Origin of the sequence: Pseudomonas sp. B22129 (genome assembly GCF_044218875.1) — a bacterium.
Lineage (GTDB): Bacteria > Pseudomonadota > Gammaproteobacteria > Pseudomonadales > Pseudomonadaceae > Aquipseudomonas.
In genome coordinates this window covers 5,896,834-5,914,117 of record NZ_CP162592.1, presented here as the reverse complement: position 1 = coordinate 5,914,117, position 17,284 = coordinate 5,896,834, and the positions used below count along the sequence as shown (strand labels likewise).

Sequence of the window (17,284 nt, the reverse complement as noted above, 5' to 3'; positions counted from 1 at the left end):
ATTCATGAAAAAGTCCCTGGCCATTTTGGCTGCTGTCCTGTCGTTCAATGCCTTCGCCAACGAAACGTTGGTGGTCGGCGCCACCCCCGTGCCCCATGCGGAAATCCTTGAGTTCGTGAAGCCGGTATTGGCCAAGGAAGGCGTCGATCTACAGATCAAAGTCTTCACTGACTTCATCCAACCCAACCAGCAGTTGGCGCTGAAAAACATCGATGCCAACTACTATCAGTACCGCCCGTTCCTCGATGACTACAACAAAACCCGCCACACCGACCTGGTGCCGGTGGTGGGCGTGCATATCGAGCCATTCGGGGCGTATTCGACGCGCATCAAGAACATTTCTGAGTTGAAGGACGGCGCCACCGTTTCGATTCCCAACGACCCGGTCAACACCGGCCGCGCGCTGGTGCTGCTGGATGAGGCCGGGTTGATCAAACTCAAGGACCCAAGCAACACCCTCAGCACCCCGCGGGAAATCGTGGAGAACCCCAAGCACCTGAAGATCCGTGAACTGGAAGGCGCCTTGCTGGCCCGCTCGGTGAGCCAGGTGGATTTGGCGTTTGTGTTTGCCAACTACGCGCTGGAAGCGGGGATCGATACCAACAGTGCGTTGATTGTGGAGAAGGGCAAGTCGCTGTACGTCGAGTACCTGGTGGCGCGGCCGGACAACATTAATGACCCGCGCATTCAGAAACTGGCCAAGGCGCTGAATTCCGATGAAGTGCGCCAGTTCATTTTGACGCGCTACAAGGGCCAGATTGCCCCGGGATTCTAAGTTCAACGAATTTCAAATGTGGGAGCGGGCTTGCTCCCACATTGATTGCATTGCCAGATCAGGATGAAGTGGTTGGCTCCAGCAACTGAGCCCCGGGCCCGCGCTCACCCAATTGATCATCCTGATTCCTCAACGGGCACGCCTCCAGCGACAAACACCCGCAGCCAATACAGCCACTGAGCTTGTCGCGCAGCAGCATCAGCTTGTTGATGCGCTCATCCAGGTCCTCGCGCCACAGCGCCGACAAGCGTTCCCAATCTTCAGCCGTCGGTGTGCGGCCATCCGGCAACGTCTGCAACGCCTGGCCAATGGTCGCCAGCGGAATCCCCAGGCGCTGGGCGATCTTGATCACCACCACACGCCGCAACACGTCCCGTGGATAGCGGCGCTGGTTGCCGGCATTGCGGTTGCTCTTGATCAACCCCTTGGATTCGTAAAAGTGCAGCGCCGTAACCGCGACGCCACTGCGCGCGGCCAATTGGCCGACCGTGAGTGCTTTAGTGAGCATGAAAAACTCCGAAACAACGCTTGACCTTGACTTAACTAGAGGTTTTACCCTGCGTGGCATCGAATCGCAAGATTCTGCCTACAAAGAGAGGGGAGTGTTCATGCAGGTATCAGAGAAGAATCGCAGTTTCACTCAATTGATCGAATTCCAGATCGAGCCCCAACAGCAAGTCGCCCTGGTGGCGGCCCTGAGCACTCAAAGCGAGCGCCTGGCCCAAGGCCATGGTGGCTTTCTGAGTGCGAGCGTGCAGGTCAGCGATGATGGGCGGCGTGTGCTCAATTACCTGCAATGGCAAACCCGCGAGGCGGGCGAGGCGGCGTTCCAGCGCTTTGAGCGGGGCGAGGAGGATTTCTGGACGCTGATCCGCGCCCATCAGGCCACGGCGGTGACCTTTGGTTCGTTTCAGGTGCTGCGCAGTTTCGAGCGCAGCCAGGACAACGCGTTGCACTGCCGCCTAAATGGATAGATGCAGCATGCGCTCGCCCTGCAGGTTTTCCCCGGGGCGGCGTTTGTTCACTGCCAGTTCGCCGATCTTGATCAGGCGGGTGCGTGTCACGTTGCGGCTCAGGCCCAGCAGGTTGGCGGTGTGCACCTGGTTGTAATGGCTGAAGCGGTAAGCGGCACGCAACAACGCGTCCTCGACCTTTTCATGCAGCGCGCCGGCCTGTTCTTCGAACAGCTTTTGAAACGCGCGGGCGAGCAGGGCTTCGGCGCTATTGTCGGCGGCGTGCTGGCTGTCGTCCTGGCGCTCGATGCGCATGTTTGACAGGCGCAAGTCATCCCGTTCGATCACGCCGTTGCGGCAGATCAACAGGGTGTGATGAATCACGTTTTCCAGCTCGCGGATATTGCCCGGCCAGCTGTAGCTCTTGAGCTTGTGCTCGGCCTCGCGGCTGATGGTGATCGGGCCGTAGCCCAAGCGTTGGCTGTAGGCTTCGACAAAGTGCCGGGTCAGCGGCAGGATATCGCCCGGGCGGTCGCGCAGCGGGCTGAGTTCCAGGCTGACCACGTCGAGGCGGTAATACAGGTCTTCACGAAAATGCCCGGCGTTGATGGCTTTTTCCAGCTGCACGTTGGTGGCCGCCAGCACCCGCACATCAATCGCAATGCTTTTGCGCGAGCCCAGGCGCACCACTTCGCGCTCCTGCAAAACGCGCAACAGCTTGACCTGGATCGCCATCGGCAAATCACCGATCTCATCCAGAAACAAAGTGCCGCCGTCGGCCTCTTCGAACCAGCCGGCCTTGGCACTGAGGGCGCCGGTGAAGGCGCCTTTTTCATGCCCGAACAACTCGGCTTCCACCAGCGACTCAGAGAACGCGCCGCAGTTCACCGCCACGAACGGCCGGTTGCGCCGTGCGCTGAGGTTGTGGATATGCCGTGCCACCAGCTCTTTACCGGTACCGGTTTCACCGATGATCAGCACGCTGGCCTCACTGGGTGCCACTTGCTGGATGTGGGCGAGCAGCGCCTGGGATTTCGGGTCTTCGAAGACCTGGGCCGTGGCGCGGATCGACGTGGCCAGCGCGGGCGAGGGCGGTAGGGTCAAAAGCTGCATGGGCACCTCTCTCAGGAGTAGAACGTAGGAATGGGCAGGGATTGGTTCAAGGCCCAGTCCCCCAGTTCGTGGAGTTTGTAGTCCACCGGGTCGTGCAAGGTTTGTGTGCGCAGGTTGCGCCAGTGGCGGTCCAGGCGCAGCGAGGCGTGGGTGGAACGTGCGCCGGTGACTTCAAACAGGCGGCTGCACAGGTCCAGGCCCTGGCGGGTGGCCGCCACCTTGGCGGTCGCGATGGCGATGGCCAGTTGGCCGCGTTCGTGTTCGCTGAGGTTGGGGCCTTTGGCCCACGCCTGGTCGAGCAGGTCTGCGGCACGCTCCACCAACAGACGCACGCCCTCGAGGGCCACCCAGAACTCGCCGTAGTGATGCAGCACGTAAGGGTCCTGGCGTACGTCTTCGGCCGAGGATTTGTGCCATGCGCGGGTTTCGGTGGTCGTGTAATTGCGTGCTTCTTCAAAGGCGCCTTCAGCAATCCCGAGAAACATATGCGTAAAGGTCAGTTGCGCGATCAGTGGCCGCAGGCAGGCAAACGGTGTGCTCAGCGGGCCTGGATCGAGCAGCAGCTCGGATTCTTCGACACGCACCCGCTCGAAGCTGGCGCTACCGCTGTCGGTCTGGCGCTGGCCGATATTGTTCCAGTCGTTGTGTAAGGTAATGCCGCTGCGCCCGCTGGGGATGGCAGCGATCAGCAGCTTGCCGCCGGCGCTTTCGTCCACCGCCGAGGCGATCAGCATTTGCGAATCGCTGGCCCCGGAGCAGAAGCTTTTCTTGCCGGAGAATTCCCGCCAGCCGCCGAAATCCTTGACCACGGTGCGGGTGTCCAGCGGGTTGAGGGCGTTGCCCCAGAACCAGTGCTTGCGTGCAGTTTGTTCAAACCAGGGCTGCCATTGTTCCGGGCGCGAGAAAAGGCGCACGGTGGCGAGCATCAGGTGGTGGAAACCGAAGACGTGGGCGATGGAGCTGTCGACCTTGGCGAACTCACGCACGATGCCCAGGGTTTCACTCCAGCGTGCGCCGAGGCCGCCGTATTGGGTGGGGATGCTCAGGGCCAGCAGGCCGCTGTGGCGCAGGGCATCGCGTTCGGTTTTGGGCGTGCCGCCGCGCTCATCGCGCTCAACGGCGGTAAGGGCGAATTCGGCGGCCAGCAGTTTGGCGGTCTGCAAGGGGGAGGGCAGGACGCTGTGGGGGTTGGCTGTCACGCGGTGTTCCTCAATTAGGTCAAAAGCCGAGCGCTATCTGCCAGGCGATAAAGATCAACTGTGGGAGCTGGCTTGCCTGCGATTGCATCACCTGGCAACCCCTGACACACCGAGCCGCCTGCATCGCGGGCAAGCCCGGCTCCCACAGAAGAGCAATGACCGCACAAAACAGATCTCAGGCCTTGGTGTTCGGCAGCACATCGTTGGCAATCATTTCGCCAAACGGGCCCGTGAGGTTGGTGACACCGCGCCCGGCGAGGCTCGCGTAGGGTTCCGGCAGCAACGGGAACACCAGTTCGGCAAAGCGATAGGCCTCTTCCAGGTGCGGGTAGCCGGAGAAAATAAAGCTCTCAATGCCCAGGTCCGCGTATTCCTTGATGCGTTCGGCCACTTGCTGCGGGTTGCCTACCAGCGCGGTGCCGGCACCGCCGCGTACCAGGCCGACGCCGGCCCAGAGGTTGGGGGCGATTTCCAGGTTGTCACGGCGCCCGTCGTGCAGTGCGGCCATGCGGCGCTGGCCTTCGGAGTCAAAGCGCGAGAAGGATTTTTGCGCGGCGGCGATGGTTTCGTCGCTGATGTGCTCGATCAGTTTGTCGGCGGCTTTCCAGGCCTCTTCTTCGGTTTCGCGCACGATCACATGCAGGCGAATGCCGAACTTCACGGTACGGCCGTGGCGCGCGGCGCGCTCACGTACATCCGCGAGTTTTTCTGCGACGGCGGCGGGTGGTTCGCCCCAAGTCAGGTACACGTCCACTTGTTCAGCGGCGAGGTCGTGGGCCGCGTCGGATGAGCCACCGAAGTAGAGCGGCGGGTAAGGTTTTTGCACAGGAGGGTAAAGCGCCTTGGCGTTCTGTACGCGCAGGTGTTTGCCTTCGAAGTCCACGGATTCGCCCTGCAACACGCGGCGCCAGATCTTGAGGAATTCGTCGGAGACTTCGTAGCGTTCGCTGTGGTCGAGGAAGCTGCCGTCGCCACGGTTTTCGTCCGGGTCGCCGCCGGTGACCACGTTGATCAGCAAGCGCCCGTTGGACAGGCGATCCAGCGTGGCCGCCATGCGTGCGGACACCGTCGGCGAGATGATGCCGGGGCGAATCGCTACCAGATAACGCAGGCGCTCAGTCAGCGGCACCAACGCTGAAGCGATGACCCAGGAGTCTTCGCACGAGCGCCCGGTAGGAATCAACACGCCGTGGTAGCCGAGGCTGTCAGCCGCCTGGGCGACTTGCTTCAGGTAATTGAGGGTGACCGGGCGTGCACCCTGAGTGGTGCCCAGGTAATGACCGTCGCCGTGGGTGGGTAGAAACCAGAAAACATCCATGACAAATCCTTATGCGATTTTCAGCAGCGAAGGGGCGTGGGCGCTAAACAAGGGCGCAGCGCGTTCTGCCGCTAGTTGGATACGGGCTTTTAACAAGTCACTGGTGATTTGGTAATCGGTGAAATCGGCCTCGGTGGCATACACGCCGATCGGCAACGTCAGGGCCTGGAAGAAGCTGAACAACGGGCGCAACTGATGATCGAGGACCAGCGCATGGCGTTCGCTGCCGCCTGTGGCAGCGAGTAATACCGGCGTGTTGATCAACGCGTTGAGACCGATCAGATCGAACAGGTGCTTGAGCAGGCCTGGGTAGGAGCCGCGATACACCGGGGCGGCAACGATCAACAGGTCGGCCTGTTCGATGGCCAACAATTGGGATTCGACTTCGGCCGGCAGTTCATCGCGCGACAGCGCGCCGCCCAGTGGCCGGGCAATGTCGCCCAACTCGATGAGGGTGGTCTGGATCGGCAGAAGGGTAGCGAGCTCGGCCAGCACGGCTTGAGTCAGCACCAGGGTGCGGGACGGGCGCCAGGTACCGCCGGAGAGGGCAACGACATTCAGGGGACGGGTCATGAACAGTTCCTTTATCAACAGTGGTTCATAGCAAGTGAAGTCATACGGCTTGAGCAAGAGCTGTACCAACGGCTTAAAGCCTTGATTGGCAAGGGCTGCGGGCTCACTGCTGAACAATGGAGCTGTTGTGTGACTGGTGTTTTGTTGAAGCGGTGTTGCCCTGGCAACAGTTGCGTGGCGAACAGTATTGTTTCGGTGCTGGTCATTTATAGAAGGTTACGTTTATTCCGTAAATGAACGTATTTCCATATTTATAGTTCTGAAAAGAATATGAAAACACGCTATCGAGAGTGTCTGAACGGTTGATAGCGACTATCACGGACGATGATTTTTCGTTGTGTAAGGGCGGGAGTAGCCTGTGTTCATTGACTCAGAACCTCCTTTGCAGGGCCGCCGCCATGAACCGTTTTCTCGCTGTTTCGCTGTTAGTTGTCAGCTCCGTCCTCGCTGGATGTGCGACTCATCCGTCTCCAGAGTCGCGTCCGTATGCGGCAGAAGAAACCAAACAGCTGGCGTTGGAAGCGCTGAGTCGTCGCGGGTTGTCGTTCGATGAATATCAACAGCAACGTGCTGCATTGACCGGGCAGCCACAAAAGCCTTTCGGTTTTGATCACCAGGGTGAAATGAACGCCGAGCGCAGCGTTACGCTTCATGGTCGCCCCAGTTGAGCCCGTACCCGGCAGCAAAAAGCCCGAGATTTCCACAAGGAATCTCGGGCTTTTTGTTTGCCATGGGTCGACTTCAGCCTGTTAAGCTGAATTTCAGGAGCGTTCCTACGCACATTTACATAAAGTGGTCCTTCTTTAATGGCGTTCGATTGGTTAAACCTGACGACCTCTGTTCCAGTCAATGCCCCTGAGACGTTGCTCTCGGGAACACGCTCTGCGAGTCTTTAACGTCATGAATAAACGTCCGTTGTATTTCGACTACGCCGCCACCACGCCGGTGGATGAGCGGGTCATCCAGGTGATGGTCGAGTGTCTGGGCTTCAACGCCAATTTCGGTAACCCCGCGTCCAGTTCCCATGCGTTCGGCCAGGCGGCCCGGCAGACGGTTGAACAGGCGCGCGCTCAAGTGGCCGAACTGGTCGGCGCGAGCCCTGAGCAGATTGTCTGGACTTCCGGCGCCACCGAATCCAATAACCTCGCGATCAAGGGCGTCGCCCAGGCGCGCGGCGTGGCGGGTGGGCACATCATCACCAGCCAGATCGAACACAAGGCCACGCTCGATACCGCGCGGCAATTGCAGGAAGCCGGCGTGGCCGTGACCTACCTGGTGCCGGATGCCGAGGGTTTGATCAGCGCGCAAGCGGTCAGTGAAGCCTTGCGCGAAGACACCTTTCTGGTGTCGCTGATGCTGGTCAATAACGAACTGGGCACCTTGAACGACATCCCCGCCATCGGCGCCCGCGTGCGTGAGCATGGCGCCTTGCTGCATGTGGATGCTGCACAGGGCGCAGGCAAGGTTGCCATTGACCTGGCCGAGTGGCCGGTGGACTTGATGTCGTTTTCTGCGCACAAGCTGTACGGGCCCAAAGGTATCGGCGCGCTCTACGTCGGCCCGCGCGCGCAACAGAAGGTGTTGGCGCAGATTCACGGGGGAGGCCATGAGGGCGGTTTGCGCTCCGGCACCCTGGCGACGCATCAGATTGCGGGCATGGGCACAGCATTTGCCTTGGCGGCAGCGTCTTTCGTTGAAGAGAAAGCGAAGGTTGTGGCCTTGCGCCAACGCCTGTTGGAACAATTGGAATCGGTGGCGGGCCTGCGTGTGAATGGCAGCCTGACCCAGCGTATCCCTCACACCCTGAGCCTCACGTTTGGCGAAGGTGAATTCAATTCCGCCGCGTTGAGCGCAGGTATCGCGTTTTCGGCCACATCGGCCTGCAACTCGGCCAGCAATGCGCCGTCCCACGTGCTGTTGGCTTTGGGCCATGACGCCCGCAGCGCCGGCCGCACTATTCGCCTGAGCCTGGGCCGGTTTACCACCGAACAGGATATCGACGAGGCTGTGAAGTTGATCAAGGCCGCATTGGCCAGCGCACCCGCGTTTTGGGCGGTCTGATTTCATTCGCAACACATAATAATGATGAGTGGTTAGCAGGAGACACAATGAGTACGCAGCCTTTGATCCATGGAACGGTTCCCCAGCGCCTGGCGCATACCCGTGAACTGATGAGCCGCGAGGGCATCCATGCCCTGCTGGTGCCGTCGGCCGACCCGCATTTGTCCGAATACCTGCCGGGGTACTGGCAAGGGCGGCAATGGTTGTCGGGGTTTCATGGGTCGGTGGGCACGCTGATTGTTACCGCCGATTTCGCCGGGGTTTGGGCCGACAGCCGCTACTGGGAGCAGGCCACCAAGGAACTCAAGGGCAGCGGCATCGAGCTTGTGAAGTTGCAGCCCGGCCAACCCGGCCCGCTGGAGTGGCTGGCCGAGCAAACGCCTGAGGGCGGTGTGGTGGCGGTGGATGGCGCGGTGATGGCCGTGGCCTCGGCACGTACGTTGGGCGGCAAGCTGGAAGAACGCGGTGCGCGTCTGCGCACCGACATCGACTTGCTGGCCGAGGTCTGGCAAGACCGCCCGGCGCTGCCAAACCAGCCGATTTACCAACACCTGCCGCCACAGGCCACCGTCAGCCGTGGTGAAAAACTGGTTGCGCTGCGTGCAAGCCTGAAAGAGAAGGGCGCCGACTGGCATTTCATCGCCACCCTGGATGACATCGCCTGGCTGTTCAACCTGCGCGGCGGTGATGTGTCGTTCAACCCGGTGTTTGTATCCTTTGCCCTGATCAATCAGCAGCAAGCCACCTTGTTTGTGGCATTGAGCAAAGTCGATGACGAATTGCGCGCTGTGCTGGAACAGGACGGCGTGACCTTGCGCGACTACCGCGAAGTGGCGGATGCGCTGCGTGCCGTACCGGCTGGCGCGAGCCTGCAGGTAGACCCGGCTCGCGTCACGGCGGGCCTGCTGGAGAATCTGGATGCCGGCGTACAGTTGGTCGAAGGGCTGAACCCGACCACATTGGCCAAGTCGCGCAAAAGCCTGGCGGACGCCGAGCACATTCGCCAGGCCATGGAACAGGACGGTGCGGCCCTGTGCGAATTTTTCGCCTGGCTGGAAAGCGCGCTGGGCCGGGAGCGCATTACCGAGCTGACCATCGACGAACACCTGACCGCGGCGCGTACCCGTCGGCCGGATTATGTGTCGCTGAGCTTCAATACCATTGCGGCGTTCAACGCCAACGGAGCGATGCCGCATTACCACGCCACTGAAGAAGAGCATGCGTTGATCGAAGGCGATGGCTTGTTGCTGATCGACTCGGGCGGCCAGTACCTGGGTGGCACCACCGACATCACGCGGATGGTGCCTATCGGTACGCCGAGCGATGAGCAGAAGCGCGACTGCACGCGCGTGCTTAAAGGTGTGATTGCGCTCTCCCGTGCGCACTTCCCCAAGGGCATTCTGTCGCCGCTGCTCGATTCCATTGCCCGCGCGCCGATCTGGGCCGAGGGTGTGGACTACGGCCACGGTACCGGCCATGGCGTAGGTTATTTCCTGAATGTGCATGAAGGCCCGCAAGTGATCGCCTATCAGGCCGCCACTGCACCACAAACCGCGATGCAACCGGGGATGATTACCTCGATTGAACCGGGCACCTATCGCCCGGGGCGTTGGGGTGTGCGCATCGAGAACCTGGTGCTGAACCGTGAAGCCGGCAAAACCGAGTTCGGTGAGTTCCTTAAGTTCGAAACCCTGACGCTGTGCCCGATTGACACCCGTTGCCTGGAGCCGTCGCTGCTGACGGCGGACGAGCGCGAGTGGTTCAACGGCTATCACGCCGAGGTGCGAGAGCGCTTGAGCCCGTTGCTCGGTGGCGCCGCGCTGGAATGGCTGCAGGTTCGTACGGCGGCTATCTGATCGGTTGCAACTCAGGGGCTCGGGTCAGGGCGTCGGCCAGGTAGTCGACAAATGCCCTGACCCGGGCCGACTGACGACGATTGGGCGCCGACACCGCGTGGATCGGCAGCGACAGCGGGGTGTAGTCCTGCAGTAACGCGACCACGCGGCCGGCTTTCAAGTCAGCGGCGAACAACCACAGGGGCGACAGCGCAATGCCGAGCCCCGTCAACACCATCTCGCGCACCGCCTCGGAGTTATTACTCTGGGCGTTGCCGCTGATGCGCACCGTATGGCGCTTTCCGTCCTTGTCGTAAATCCATTGGTTCTGGCTGCTCAGCAGGTTGAAGAGCAGGCAGTTGTGCTGCGCGAGATCTTGTGGGGTTTGCGGCGCCGCGTGCCTGGCGAGGTAAGCCGGGCTGGCCAGCGTGACGCGGTAAGTGGTGCCGATTTGCCGTGCGACCAGGCCGCTGTCGCGCAGCTCGCCAATTCGCAGGGTCACGTCCAGGCCTTCGCTGACCAGGTCCTGTAGTTGATCATTGAGTTGCAGGTCTACTTGGACTCCGGGAAATTGCTGCAGAAAGTCACCCAGGCGTGGGGCGATATGCAGGCGCCCAAAGCTCACCGACGAACCAATGCGCAGCGGGCCGGCGATTGCCTCCTTGCCGGTTTGGAAGCTGTGTTCCGCTGCGTCCACCGCGGCAAGGATTTCCCTGCAATGGGTGTAGTAACGCTGACCCTCGTCCGTCAGGGAAAGGTGGCGTGTACTGCGGGCAATCAGCTTGCCACCCAGCTCGGTTTCCAGATTTCGCAGCACTTTGCTGATGGTGGGCTGGGTGGTCTGCATTTCCCGGGCGACGGCGGAAAAGCTGCCGCGCTCGATCACTCGAACGAAAATCGCCATTGCGTTGAGTTTGTCCACGGGCCGTCCCATTCATGCTGTGTGTGCATAGGTACTATAGCTTTTTAGCGTCTTATCGGAATGAGTGTGTGAGCCGATCATAGGCTTCACCTTCAATGAACCGGGATTGCTGAGATGACTTCTATGAATGTTTTGATGGTCGACACAGTGGATGCGCCATTTCGTCTGGCGACTCTGCCAAAACCGGTTGCGGGCCCTGGTGAGGTGCTGGTCAGAATCCGTGCCAGCGGTCTTAACCCACTGGATGGAAAGATTCGTGCAGGCCAGGCCGCGCATGCCGGGCAACCTTTGCCGGCAATTCTTGGCATGGACCTGGCGGGAACCGTCGAAGCGGTTGGCGCTTCAGCAGGCGAGTGGCAACCCGGCGATGAGGTTTACGCCCTCGGCACCGGTATCGGCGGCGTGCAGGGCTCGTTGGCCGAATTCGCGGTAGTCGACGCACGCTTGCTGGCGAAAAAGCCTGTGACCTTGAGCATGCGTGAAGCCGCTGTGCTGCCGCTGGTGCTGATTACTGCGTGGGAAGGGTTGGTGGATCGTGCCCGTGTGGGGGCTGGGCACAGGGTTTTGATTCAGGGCGGTGCAGGGGGTGTCGGCCATGTTGCGGTGCAGTTGGCGGTTGCGTTCGGAGCTGAGGTCTATGCGACGGGTTCGGCGAGGCATCGGGCGACCATTGAAGGCCTGGGGGCGACCTTTATCGACTATCAGCAACAAACGATTGAAGAATATGTGGCGTTGCACACGGAAGGTGAAGGCTTCGACATTGTGTACGACACGGTCGGCGGTGCGACGCTGGATGCGTCCTTTCGCGCAGCCAAGACGTACAGTGGCCACGTGGTGAGCTGCTTGGGCTGGGGGCAACACAGCCTGGCGCCACTGTCGTTTCGCGGGGCAACCTATTCCGGTGTGTTTACCTTGTTACCGTTGTTGACGGGCAAAGGACGTGAGCACCACGGGCATATTCTTGCCGAAGCGACCTTGTTGATCGACGCCGGCAAGCTCAAGCCGATCATGGATCCGCGTCAATTTGATTTGCGAACAGCAAATGCCGCCTACGATTTGCTCGCAAGCGGCGCTCAAGGGCGGTTGGCGATTGAAATCTAGCCAAGGGCTTCGCGCACAAACTCCAGACGGTCCTGACCGAAGAAGAGCCGGTCTCCTACAAACATACTGGGGGCGCCAAACACGCCGCGCTGGATCGCTTCTTCGGTTTTGTCCTTGAGGCTGGTTTTTACGCCGTCATCGTTGGCCAGGGCCAGAACCTCTTCCGGGTCGAAACCGTGCTCGGTGAGCACGGCGGCCACGACGGCGGGGTCACCCAGGTGGCGTCCTTCTACCCATAGGGCCTGAAACAGACAGTCAGTAAAGTCCAGGAAGCGTTCGGGCTGATGCATCTGGATACCAGTGATGGCGCGCATCAGTACCAGGGTGTTGATAGGGAAGTGCGGGTTGAATTTGAGCACGACGTTGTAGCGTTTGGCATAGCGTGCCAAGTCATCAAACATATAGCGCCCCTTGGCCGGGACGGTGATTGGCGAAGCATTGCCGGTGGCTTTGAACACACCACCCAGCAGCATGGGTTGATAGACAAGCTGTGTGCCGGTTTCTGCGCACAGGGCTGGCAGCTGGGTATAAGCCAGGTAGGTGGCGGGGCTGCCAAGGTCAAAGAAGAATTCCAGGGTTTTATTCATGGTCGGTACTCGCGGCTTTTGTTATTGAGGGCGGGTTTACCAGGGTTCATTCCATGGGCGCAGGTCCAGCTCGAAGGTCCACGCGTCTCGTGGCTGGTTGTGCAGGTACCAATAGTTGTCGGCAATGTGGTCGGGGTTGAGTATGCCGTCCTGATCTTTCTGGGCGTACTTTTGCGGAAAATTGTCGCGAATGAAGTCTGTGTCGATGGCGCCGTCGACCACGATATGGGCAACATGGATATTCCTGGGGCCCAGCTCCCGCGCCATGCTTTGCGCAAGCGCCCGAATGCCGTGCTTGGCGCCGGCGAACGCAGCGAAACCGGCAGCTCCGCGCAGGCCTGCGGTGGCGCCGGTGAACAGGATGGTGCCGCGGCTGCGAGTGACCATGCGCTTGGCCACCTCACGAGCATTCAAGAAGCCCGAGAAACAGGCCATTTCCCAGATCTTGAAGTATTTGCGCGCGGTTTCTTCGAGAATGCTGCAGGGCACATTCGCGCCGATATTGAAGACGAATGCTTCGATAGGGCCCAGTTCGGTTTCAATCTTCTCGATCAGGGCGACCACGTCCTCTTCTTTGCGTGCATCGCAGGCAAAGCCGTGGGCTTCGCCACCTGCCGACTGGATGCTGTGTACCAGAGGCTGCAATTTGTCGGCGCTGCGACGGGTCACGCAAGCGACGTAGCCTTCGCGGGCAAAGCGCTTGGCAATGGCGCCGCCGGTTGCATCACCGGCACCGACTACCAATACGATTTTCTTGTTCAGTGTCATGGGAACTCCGTTGGCTCGATTATCGAGCAGGAGTCTAGACGCAGCGCCACGAAGGGGAGGGGGGACGGCAGGAATTTGATGAGCAGTCGTGAGTGACTGCTCGGGCTTTCATTTGCAAATGACGATCATGCTGCGGCTGGTATAGCCGGCGGGGTTGAGGCCAAAGGGGTAATCACCAGGCTCCTCGGAATTGTCACCGGATTTGGCGATGACCCGGTAGCCCTTGGCGCCGCATGAATTGGCTGCGCTGGTGTAGCACTGGTCCCAGGAGGAGGACAGGCCGGAACAGTTGATATGCAGCCCTTTTTTGCCCCGTTTCACTTCTGTCTTGGTGGTCGCAGCACAGCCAGCAATGGCCACGACCATTAACAGTATCAAAATTCGCTTCATTCCTATCCTTATAGCCGCTTCGCCAAAAGTCCCAAAGCAGGCTTCACTCGCTCTCGATTGTAGCGTTCAGCTGTCCTTGTCGAAATTCTCCATGAATGACATTCGTTTGCGGCTTAAACATGGCCTAAATGAACGGTAAATACCAGAGCAACCTTTAAAGATGATCAATCGGCTGGCACCAGCGGTTTGGATTCATTGCGCATTGTCAGCGTGGCACCCACGGAGGCCAGAATGATGCAAGTTATGGCCAGCCATTGTGCGAGGGACAAGTGCTCTTGCAGGAAGAATAGGCCGGAGAGAGCGCCGAATGCCGGTTCGATACTCATCAAGGTACCGAAGGTGCGTGCAGGCAGGCGAGTCAGCGCGACCATCTCCAGGGTATAGGGCAAGGCGGTGGATAAAACGGCGACGCCAATGGCGATAGGGATAAGGGCGGGAGTCAGCAAGGCAGCCCCAGCGTGGACGATACCGATAGGGGCCACAAACAAGGCGGCGATCATTACGCCAAGGGCTGCAGTTTGCACACCATTGTCGTTGCCCGCCTTTTGCCCGAACAGGATATAGAGCGCCCAGCAGACACCTGCGCCTAACGCGTAGGCGGCACCGGTCAAGTCGATACCGCTGCTCGCTTCGCCCATTGGTATCAACAAGAGAAGGCCGGCAATGGCGAGCGCAATCCACAAGAAATCCACCGCCCGCCGCGAGGCGTAGAGGGCGACCGCGAGCGGGCCTGTGAATTCGAGAGCGACCGCAATGCCAAGGGGGACCGTGCGCAAGGACATATAAAAGAGAAAGTTCATGCCGCCCAGTGCCATTCCATAGATAACCACCGTGCGCAGGGACTTGGCTGTCAGCTTGGCACGCCACGGGCGTAATAGAAGCAGCATGATGACACTGGCAAATATCAGGCGCAGGGTTGTAGTCCCTTGGGCGCCGACGATGGGAAACATGCTCTTGGCCAGCGACGCGCCTGACTGGATGGAAGCCATGGCGATCAGCAGCAGGCCGACAGGGAACAATGCCGAAGCCAGGCTGCGTTGTGGGGTGGTCATTGGGTGGGGCGTCCAGATTCAAGGTAGAGAGTCAGAAAGCGCTATGATGCTTAACTGTTTTGCTTTGAGCAATATATTGCTCATTTGTTTGGCCGCCGCTCTCTATATAGAGAGGGATTGGTGGATTTGAGGCTGTTTGATAGAAAAGCGTAATTAGGGGTTGACGGCAGATTCTGGAAGTCTATAATTCGCCCCACTTCCGGCGCAGTCGAAACGGAAAACTCCTTGGTAAACAAAGAGTTATGCGAGATTCGACAGCGAGTTGCTTCAGTTCATCGAAGCCCAGAAGGAGTTGATAGAGCGGTGTTGTTTGGCTCTATTAACGTTTCGATCTTCTCGGTCGAAAGCGGAGAAAAAGAGGTGTTGACAGCAGCGTGTAACGCTGTAGAATTCGCCTCCCGCTAACGAGAGATCGGAAGCGCAAGTGGTTGAAGTTGTTGAAGAAATCTTCGAAAACTTCTGAAAATAATCACTTGACAGCAAATGAGGCTGCTGTAGAATGCGCGCCTCGGTTGAGACGAAAGATCTTAACCAACCGCTCTTTAACAACTGAATCAAGCAATTCGTGTGGGTGCTTGTGGAGTCAGACTGATAGTCAACAAGATTATCAGCATCACAAGTTACTCCGCGAGAAATCAAAGATGTAACCAACGATTGCTGAGCCAAGTTTAGGGTTTCTTAAAAACCCAAAGATGTTTGAACTGAAGAGTTTGATCATGGCTCAGATTGAACGCTGGCGGCAGGCCTAACACATGCAAGTCGAGCGGTAGAGAGAAGCTTGCTTCTCTTGAGAGCGGCGGACGGGTGAGTAATGCCTAGGAATCTGCCTGGTAGTGGGGGATAACGTTCGGAAACGGACGCTAATACCGCATACGTCCTACGGGAGAAAGCAGGGGACCTTCGGGCCTTGCGCTATCAGATGAGCCTAGGTCGGATTAGCTAGTTGGTGAGGTAATGGCTCACCAAGGCGACGATCCGTAACTGGTCTGAGAGGATGATCAGTCACACTGGAACTGAGACACGGTCCAGACTCCTACGGGAGGCAGCAGTGGGGAATATTGGACAATGGGCGAAAGCCTGATCCAGCCATGCCGCGTGTGTGAAGAAGGTCTTCGGATTGTAAAGCACTTTAAGTTGGGAGGAAGGGCAGTAAATTAATACTTTGCTGCTTTGACGTTACCGACAGAATAAGCACCGGCTAACTCTGTGCCAGCAGCCGCGGTAATACAGAGGGTGCAAGCGTTAATCGGAATTACTGGGCGTAAAGCGCGCGTAGGTGGTTTGTTAAGTTGGATGTGAAATCCCCGGGCTCAACCTGGGAACTGCATTCAAAACTGACTGACTAGAGTATGGTAGAGGGTGGTGGAATTTCCTGTGTAGCGGTGAAATGCGTAGATATAGGAAGGAACACCAGTGGCGAAGGCGACCACCTGGACTAATACTGACACTGAGGTGCGAAAGCGTGGGGAGCAAACAGGATTAGATACCCTGGTAGTCCACGCCGTAAACGATGTCAACTAGCCGTTGGAAGCCTTGAGCTTTTAGTGGCGCAGCTAACGCATTAAGTTGACCGCCTGGGGAGTACGGCCGCAAGGTTAAAACTCAAATGAATTGACGGGGGCCCGCACAAGCGGTGGAGCATGTGGTTTAATTCGAAGCAACGCGAAGAACCTTACCAGGCCTTGACATCCAATGAACTTTCTAGAGATAGATTGGTGCCTTCGGGAACATTGAGACAGGTGCTGCATGGCTGTCGTCAGCTCGTGTCGTGAGATGTTGGGTTAAGTCCCGTAACGAGCGCAACCCTTGTCCTTAGTTACCAGCACATAATGGTGGGCACTCTAAGGAGACTGCCGGTGACAAACCGGAGGAAGGTGGGGATGACGTCAAGTCATCATGGCCCTTACGGCCTGGGCTACACACGTGCTACAATGGTCGGTACAGAGGGTTGCCAAGCCGCGAGGTGGAGCTAATCCCATAAAACCGATCGTAGTCCGGATCGCAGTCTGCAACTCGACTGCGTGAAGTCGGAATCGCTAGTAATCGCGAATCAGAATGTCGCGGTGAATACGTTCCCGGGCCTTGTACACACCGCCCGTCACACCATGGGAGTGGGTTGCACCAGAAGTAGCTAGTCTAACCTTCGGGAGGACGGTTACCACGGTGTGATTCATGACTGGGGTGAAGTCGTAACAAGGTAGCCGTAGGGGAACCTGCGGCTGGATCACCTCCTTAATCGACGACATCAGCTGCTCCATAAGTTCCCACACGAATTGCTTGATTCATTGAAGAAGACGATAAGAAGCAGCCCGAAATTGGGTCTGTAGCTCAGTTGGTTAGAGCGCACCCCTGATAAGGGTGAGGTCGGCAGTTCGAATCTGCCCAGACCCACCAATTTTGTGTGGGAAACGCCTGTAGAAATACGGGGCCATAGCTCAGCTGGGAGAGCGCCTGCCTTGCACGCAGGAGGTCAACGGTTCGATCCCGTTTGGCTCCACCACTACTGCTTCTACGTTATGAAAGCTTAGAAATGAGCATTCCATCAGGTTGATGGTGAATGTTGATTTCTAGTCTTTGATTAGATCGTTCTTTAAAAATTTGGGTATGTGATAGAAAGATAGACTGAACGTTACTTTC

Annotated in this window: 16 protein-coding genes, 2 tRNA genes and 1 rRNA gene; 9 read left to right on the top strand and 10 right to left on the bottom strand. The window is 58.6% G+C overall.

Annotation, left to right across the window (positions count from 1 at the left end; translation table 11 throughout):
- Window positions 1–4: 4 nt before the first annotated feature.
- Window positions 5–775, top strand: a complete 771-nt coding sequence (locus AB4P94_RS26755; protein WP_395608282.1) for a MetQ/NlpA family ABC transporter substrate-binding protein — start codon at window positions 5–7, stop codon at window positions 773–775.
- A gap of 58 nt (window positions 776–833) precedes the next feature.
- On the opposite strand, the gene soxR is transcribed toward AB4P94_RS26755, so the two are convergent.
- Window positions 834–1,283, bottom strand: a complete 450-nt coding sequence (gene soxR, locus AB4P94_RS26750) for a redox-sensitive transcriptional activator SoxR (RefSeq protein WP_395608281.1) — start codon at window positions 1,281–1,283, stop codon at window positions 834–836.
- 100 nt (window positions 1,284–1,383) lie between these two features.
- On the opposite strand from soxR, the gene AB4P94_RS26745 reads away from it, so the two are divergent.
- Complete coding sequence (locus tag AB4P94_RS26745; protein ID WP_395608280.1) at window positions 1,384–1,749, top strand: antibiotic biosynthesis monooxygenase; 366 nt, start codon at window positions 1,384–1,386, stop codon at window positions 1,747–1,749.
- On the opposite strand, the gene AB4P94_RS26740 is transcribed toward AB4P94_RS26745, so the two are convergent.
- The 4 genes from AB4P94_RS26740 to msuE all read right to left on the bottom strand — a co-directional run bounded on the left by AB4P94_RS26740 (window position 1,738) and on the right by msuE (window position 5,931).
- A complete protein-coding gene (locus AB4P94_RS26740) occupies window positions 1,738–2,841 on the bottom strand; it encodes a sigma-54 interaction domain-containing protein (protein WP_395608279.1) in 1,104 nt (367 codons plus the stop codon). The two genes, AB4P94_RS26745 and AB4P94_RS26740, sit on opposite strands and share 12 nt — an antisense overlap.
- Window positions 2,842–2,852: 11 nt before the next feature.
- Window positions 2,853–4,040, bottom strand: a complete 1,188-nt coding sequence (locus AB4P94_RS26735) for an acyl-CoA dehydrogenase family protein (RefSeq protein ID WP_395608278.1) — start codon at window positions 4,038–4,040, stop codon at window positions 2,853–2,855.
- 175 nt (window positions 4,041–4,215) lie between these two features.
- Window positions 4,216–5,358: an FMNH2-dependent alkanesulfonate monooxygenase gene (ssuD, locus tag AB4P94_RS26730; protein ID WP_395608277.1), complete on the bottom strand. Its 1,143-nt coding sequence runs from the start codon at window positions 5,356–5,358 to the stop codon at window positions 4,216–4,218.
- Window positions 5,359–5,367: 9 nt separating this feature from the next.
- Complete coding sequence (gene msuE, locus AB4P94_RS26725; RefSeq protein ID WP_395608276.1) at window positions 5,368–5,931, bottom strand: FMN reductase; 564 nt, start codon at window positions 5,929–5,931, stop codon at window positions 5,368–5,370.
- 398 nt (window positions 5,932–6,329) lie between these two features.
- On the opposite strand from msuE, the gene AB4P94_RS26720 reads away from it, so the two are divergent.
- The 3 genes from AB4P94_RS26720 (at window position 6,330) to AB4P94_RS26710 (ending at window position 9,848) form a co-directional block, all read left to right on the top strand.
- Window positions 6,330–6,599: a hypothetical protein gene (locus AB4P94_RS26720; protein ID WP_395608275.1), complete on the top strand. Its 270-nt coding sequence runs from the start codon at window positions 6,330–6,332 to the stop codon at window positions 6,597–6,599.
- Between the two features lie 232 nt (window positions 6,600–6,831).
- On the top strand, window positions 6,832–7,992 hold the full coding sequence (locus AB4P94_RS26715; protein ID WP_395608274.1) for a cysteine desulfurase family protein: 1,161 nt from the start codon (window positions 6,832–6,834) through the stop codon (window positions 7,990–7,992).
- 47 nt (window positions 7,993–8,039) lie between these two features.
- Complete coding sequence (locus AB4P94_RS26710; RefSeq protein ID WP_395608273.1) at window positions 8,040–9,848, top strand: aminopeptidase P family protein; 1,809 nt, start codon at window positions 8,040–8,042, stop codon at window positions 9,846–9,848.
- On the opposite strand, the gene AB4P94_RS26705 is transcribed toward AB4P94_RS26710, so the two are convergent.
- Window positions 9,841–10,749 (bottom strand): LysR family transcriptional regulator, encoded by a 909-nt coding sequence (locus tag AB4P94_RS26705; RefSeq protein ID WP_395608272.1) that lies wholly within the window; start codon window positions 10,747–10,749, stop codon window positions 9,841–9,843. The genes AB4P94_RS26710 and AB4P94_RS26705 overlap by 8 nt on opposite strands.
- 123 nt (window positions 10,750–10,872) lie before the next feature.
- On the opposite strand from AB4P94_RS26705, the gene AB4P94_RS26700 reads away from it, so the two are divergent.
- Window positions 10,873–11,850: a zinc-dependent alcohol dehydrogenase family protein gene (locus tag AB4P94_RS26700; protein ID WP_395611395.1), complete on the top strand. Its 978-nt coding sequence runs from the start codon at window positions 10,873–10,875 to the stop codon at window positions 11,848–11,850.
- Here AB4P94_RS26700 and AB4P94_RS26695 read toward each other — a convergent pair.
- The 4 genes from AB4P94_RS26695 to rhtA all read right to left on the bottom strand — a co-directional run bounded on the left by AB4P94_RS26695 (window position 11,847) and on the right by rhtA (window position 14,647).
- Window positions 11,847–12,437: a 2-hydroxychromene-2-carboxylate isomerase gene (locus AB4P94_RS26695; protein WP_395608271.1), complete on the bottom strand. Its 591-nt coding sequence runs from the start codon at window positions 12,435–12,437 to the stop codon at window positions 11,847–11,849. The two genes, AB4P94_RS26700 and AB4P94_RS26695, sit on opposite strands and share 4 nt — an antisense overlap.
- 36 nt (window positions 12,438–12,473) lie before the next feature.
- Window positions 12,474–13,205 (bottom strand): SDR family oxidoreductase, encoded by a 732-nt coding sequence (locus tag AB4P94_RS26690; protein ID WP_395608270.1) that lies wholly within the window; start codon window positions 13,203–13,205, stop codon window positions 12,474–12,476.
- A 108-nt stretch (window positions 13,206–13,313) separates the two neighbouring features.
- Window positions 13,314–13,595 carry a hypothetical protein gene (locus tag AB4P94_RS26685; RefSeq protein WP_016969010.1) on the bottom strand — a complete coding sequence of 94 codons (282 nt, stop codon included), beginning with the start codon at window positions 13,593–13,595 and terminating at the stop codon, window positions 13,314–13,316.
- A gap of 164 nt (window positions 13,596–13,759) precedes the next feature.
- Window positions 13,760–14,647 (bottom strand): threonine/homoserine exporter RhtA, encoded by an 888-nt coding sequence (gene rhtA / locus AB4P94_RS26680; RefSeq protein ID WP_395608269.1) that lies wholly within the window; start codon window positions 14,645–14,647, stop codon window positions 13,760–13,762.
- Between the two features lie 698 nt (window positions 14,648–15,345).
- Between rhtA and AB4P94_RS26675 the strand changes: the two genes are divergently transcribed.
- The 3 genes from AB4P94_RS26675 (at window position 15,346) to AB4P94_RS26665 (ending at window position 17,147) form a co-directional block, all read left to right on the top strand.
- Window positions 15,346–16,882, top strand: a 16S ribosomal RNA gene (locus AB4P94_RS26675).
- An 82-nt stretch (window positions 16,883–16,964) separates the two neighbouring features.
- Window positions 16,965–17,041 (top strand) — tRNA-Ile (locus tag AB4P94_RS26670).
- Between the two features lie 30 nt (window positions 17,042–17,071).
- A tRNA-Ala gene (locus AB4P94_RS26665) sits at window positions 17,072–17,147 on the top strand.
- The last annotated feature ends 137 nt before the right edge of the window (window positions 17,148–17,284 follow it).

Bases quoted from the DNA above. Each gene is read 5' to 3' on its own strand.
- AB4P94_RS26755 (WP_395608282.1), top strand. From the start codon at position 5: ATGAAAAAGTCCCTGGCCATTTTGGCTGCTGTCCTGTCGTTCAATGCC.
- soxR (WP_395608281.1), bottom strand. From the start codon at position 1,283: ATGCTCACTAAAGCACTCACGGTCGGCCAATTGGCCGCGCGCAGTGGC.
- AB4P94_RS26745 (WP_395608280.1), top strand. From the start codon at position 1,384: ATGCAGGTATCAGAGAAGAATCGCAGTTTCACTCAATTGATCGAATTC.
- AB4P94_RS26740 (WP_395608279.1), bottom strand. From the start codon at position 2,841: ATGCAGCTTTTGACCCTACCGCCCTCGCCCGCGCTGGCCACGTCGATC.
- ssuD (WP_395608277.1), bottom strand. From the start codon at position 5,358: ATGGATGTTTTCTGGTTTCTACCCACCCACGGCGACGGTCATTACCTG.
- msuE (WP_395608276.1), bottom strand. From the start codon at position 5,931: ATGACCCGTCCCCTGAATGTCGTTGCCCTCTCCGGCGGTACCTGGCGC.
- AB4P94_RS26720 (WP_395608275.1), top strand. From the start codon at position 6,330: ATGAACCGTTTTCTCGCTGTTTCGCTGTTAGTTGTCAGCTCCGTCCTC.
- AB4P94_RS26715 (WP_395608274.1), top strand. From the start codon at position 6,832: ATGAATAAACGTCCGTTGTATTTCGACTACGCCGCCACCACGCCGGTG.
- AB4P94_RS26710 (WP_395608273.1), top strand. From the start codon at position 8,040: ATGAGTACGCAGCCTTTGATCCATGGAACGGTTCCCCAGCGCCTGGCG.
- AB4P94_RS26700 (WP_395611395.1), top strand. From the start codon at position 10,873: ATGAATGTTTTGATGGTCGACACAGTGGATGCGCCATTTCGTCTGGCG.
- AB4P94_RS26695 (WP_395608271.1), bottom strand. From the start codon at position 12,437: ATGAATAAAACCCTGGAATTCTTCTTTGACCTTGGCAGCCCCGCCACC.
- AB4P94_RS26690 (WP_395608270.1), bottom strand. From the start codon at position 13,205: ATGACACTGAACAAGAAAATCGTATTGGTAGTCGGTGCCGGTGATGCA.
- AB4P94_RS26685 (WP_016969010.1), bottom strand. From the start codon at position 13,595: ATGAAGCGAATTTTGATACTGTTAATGGTCGTGGCCATTGCTGGCTGT.
- rhtA (WP_395608269.1), bottom strand. From the start codon at position 14,647: ATGACCACCCCACAACGCAGCCTGGCTTCGGCATTGTTCCCTGTCGGC.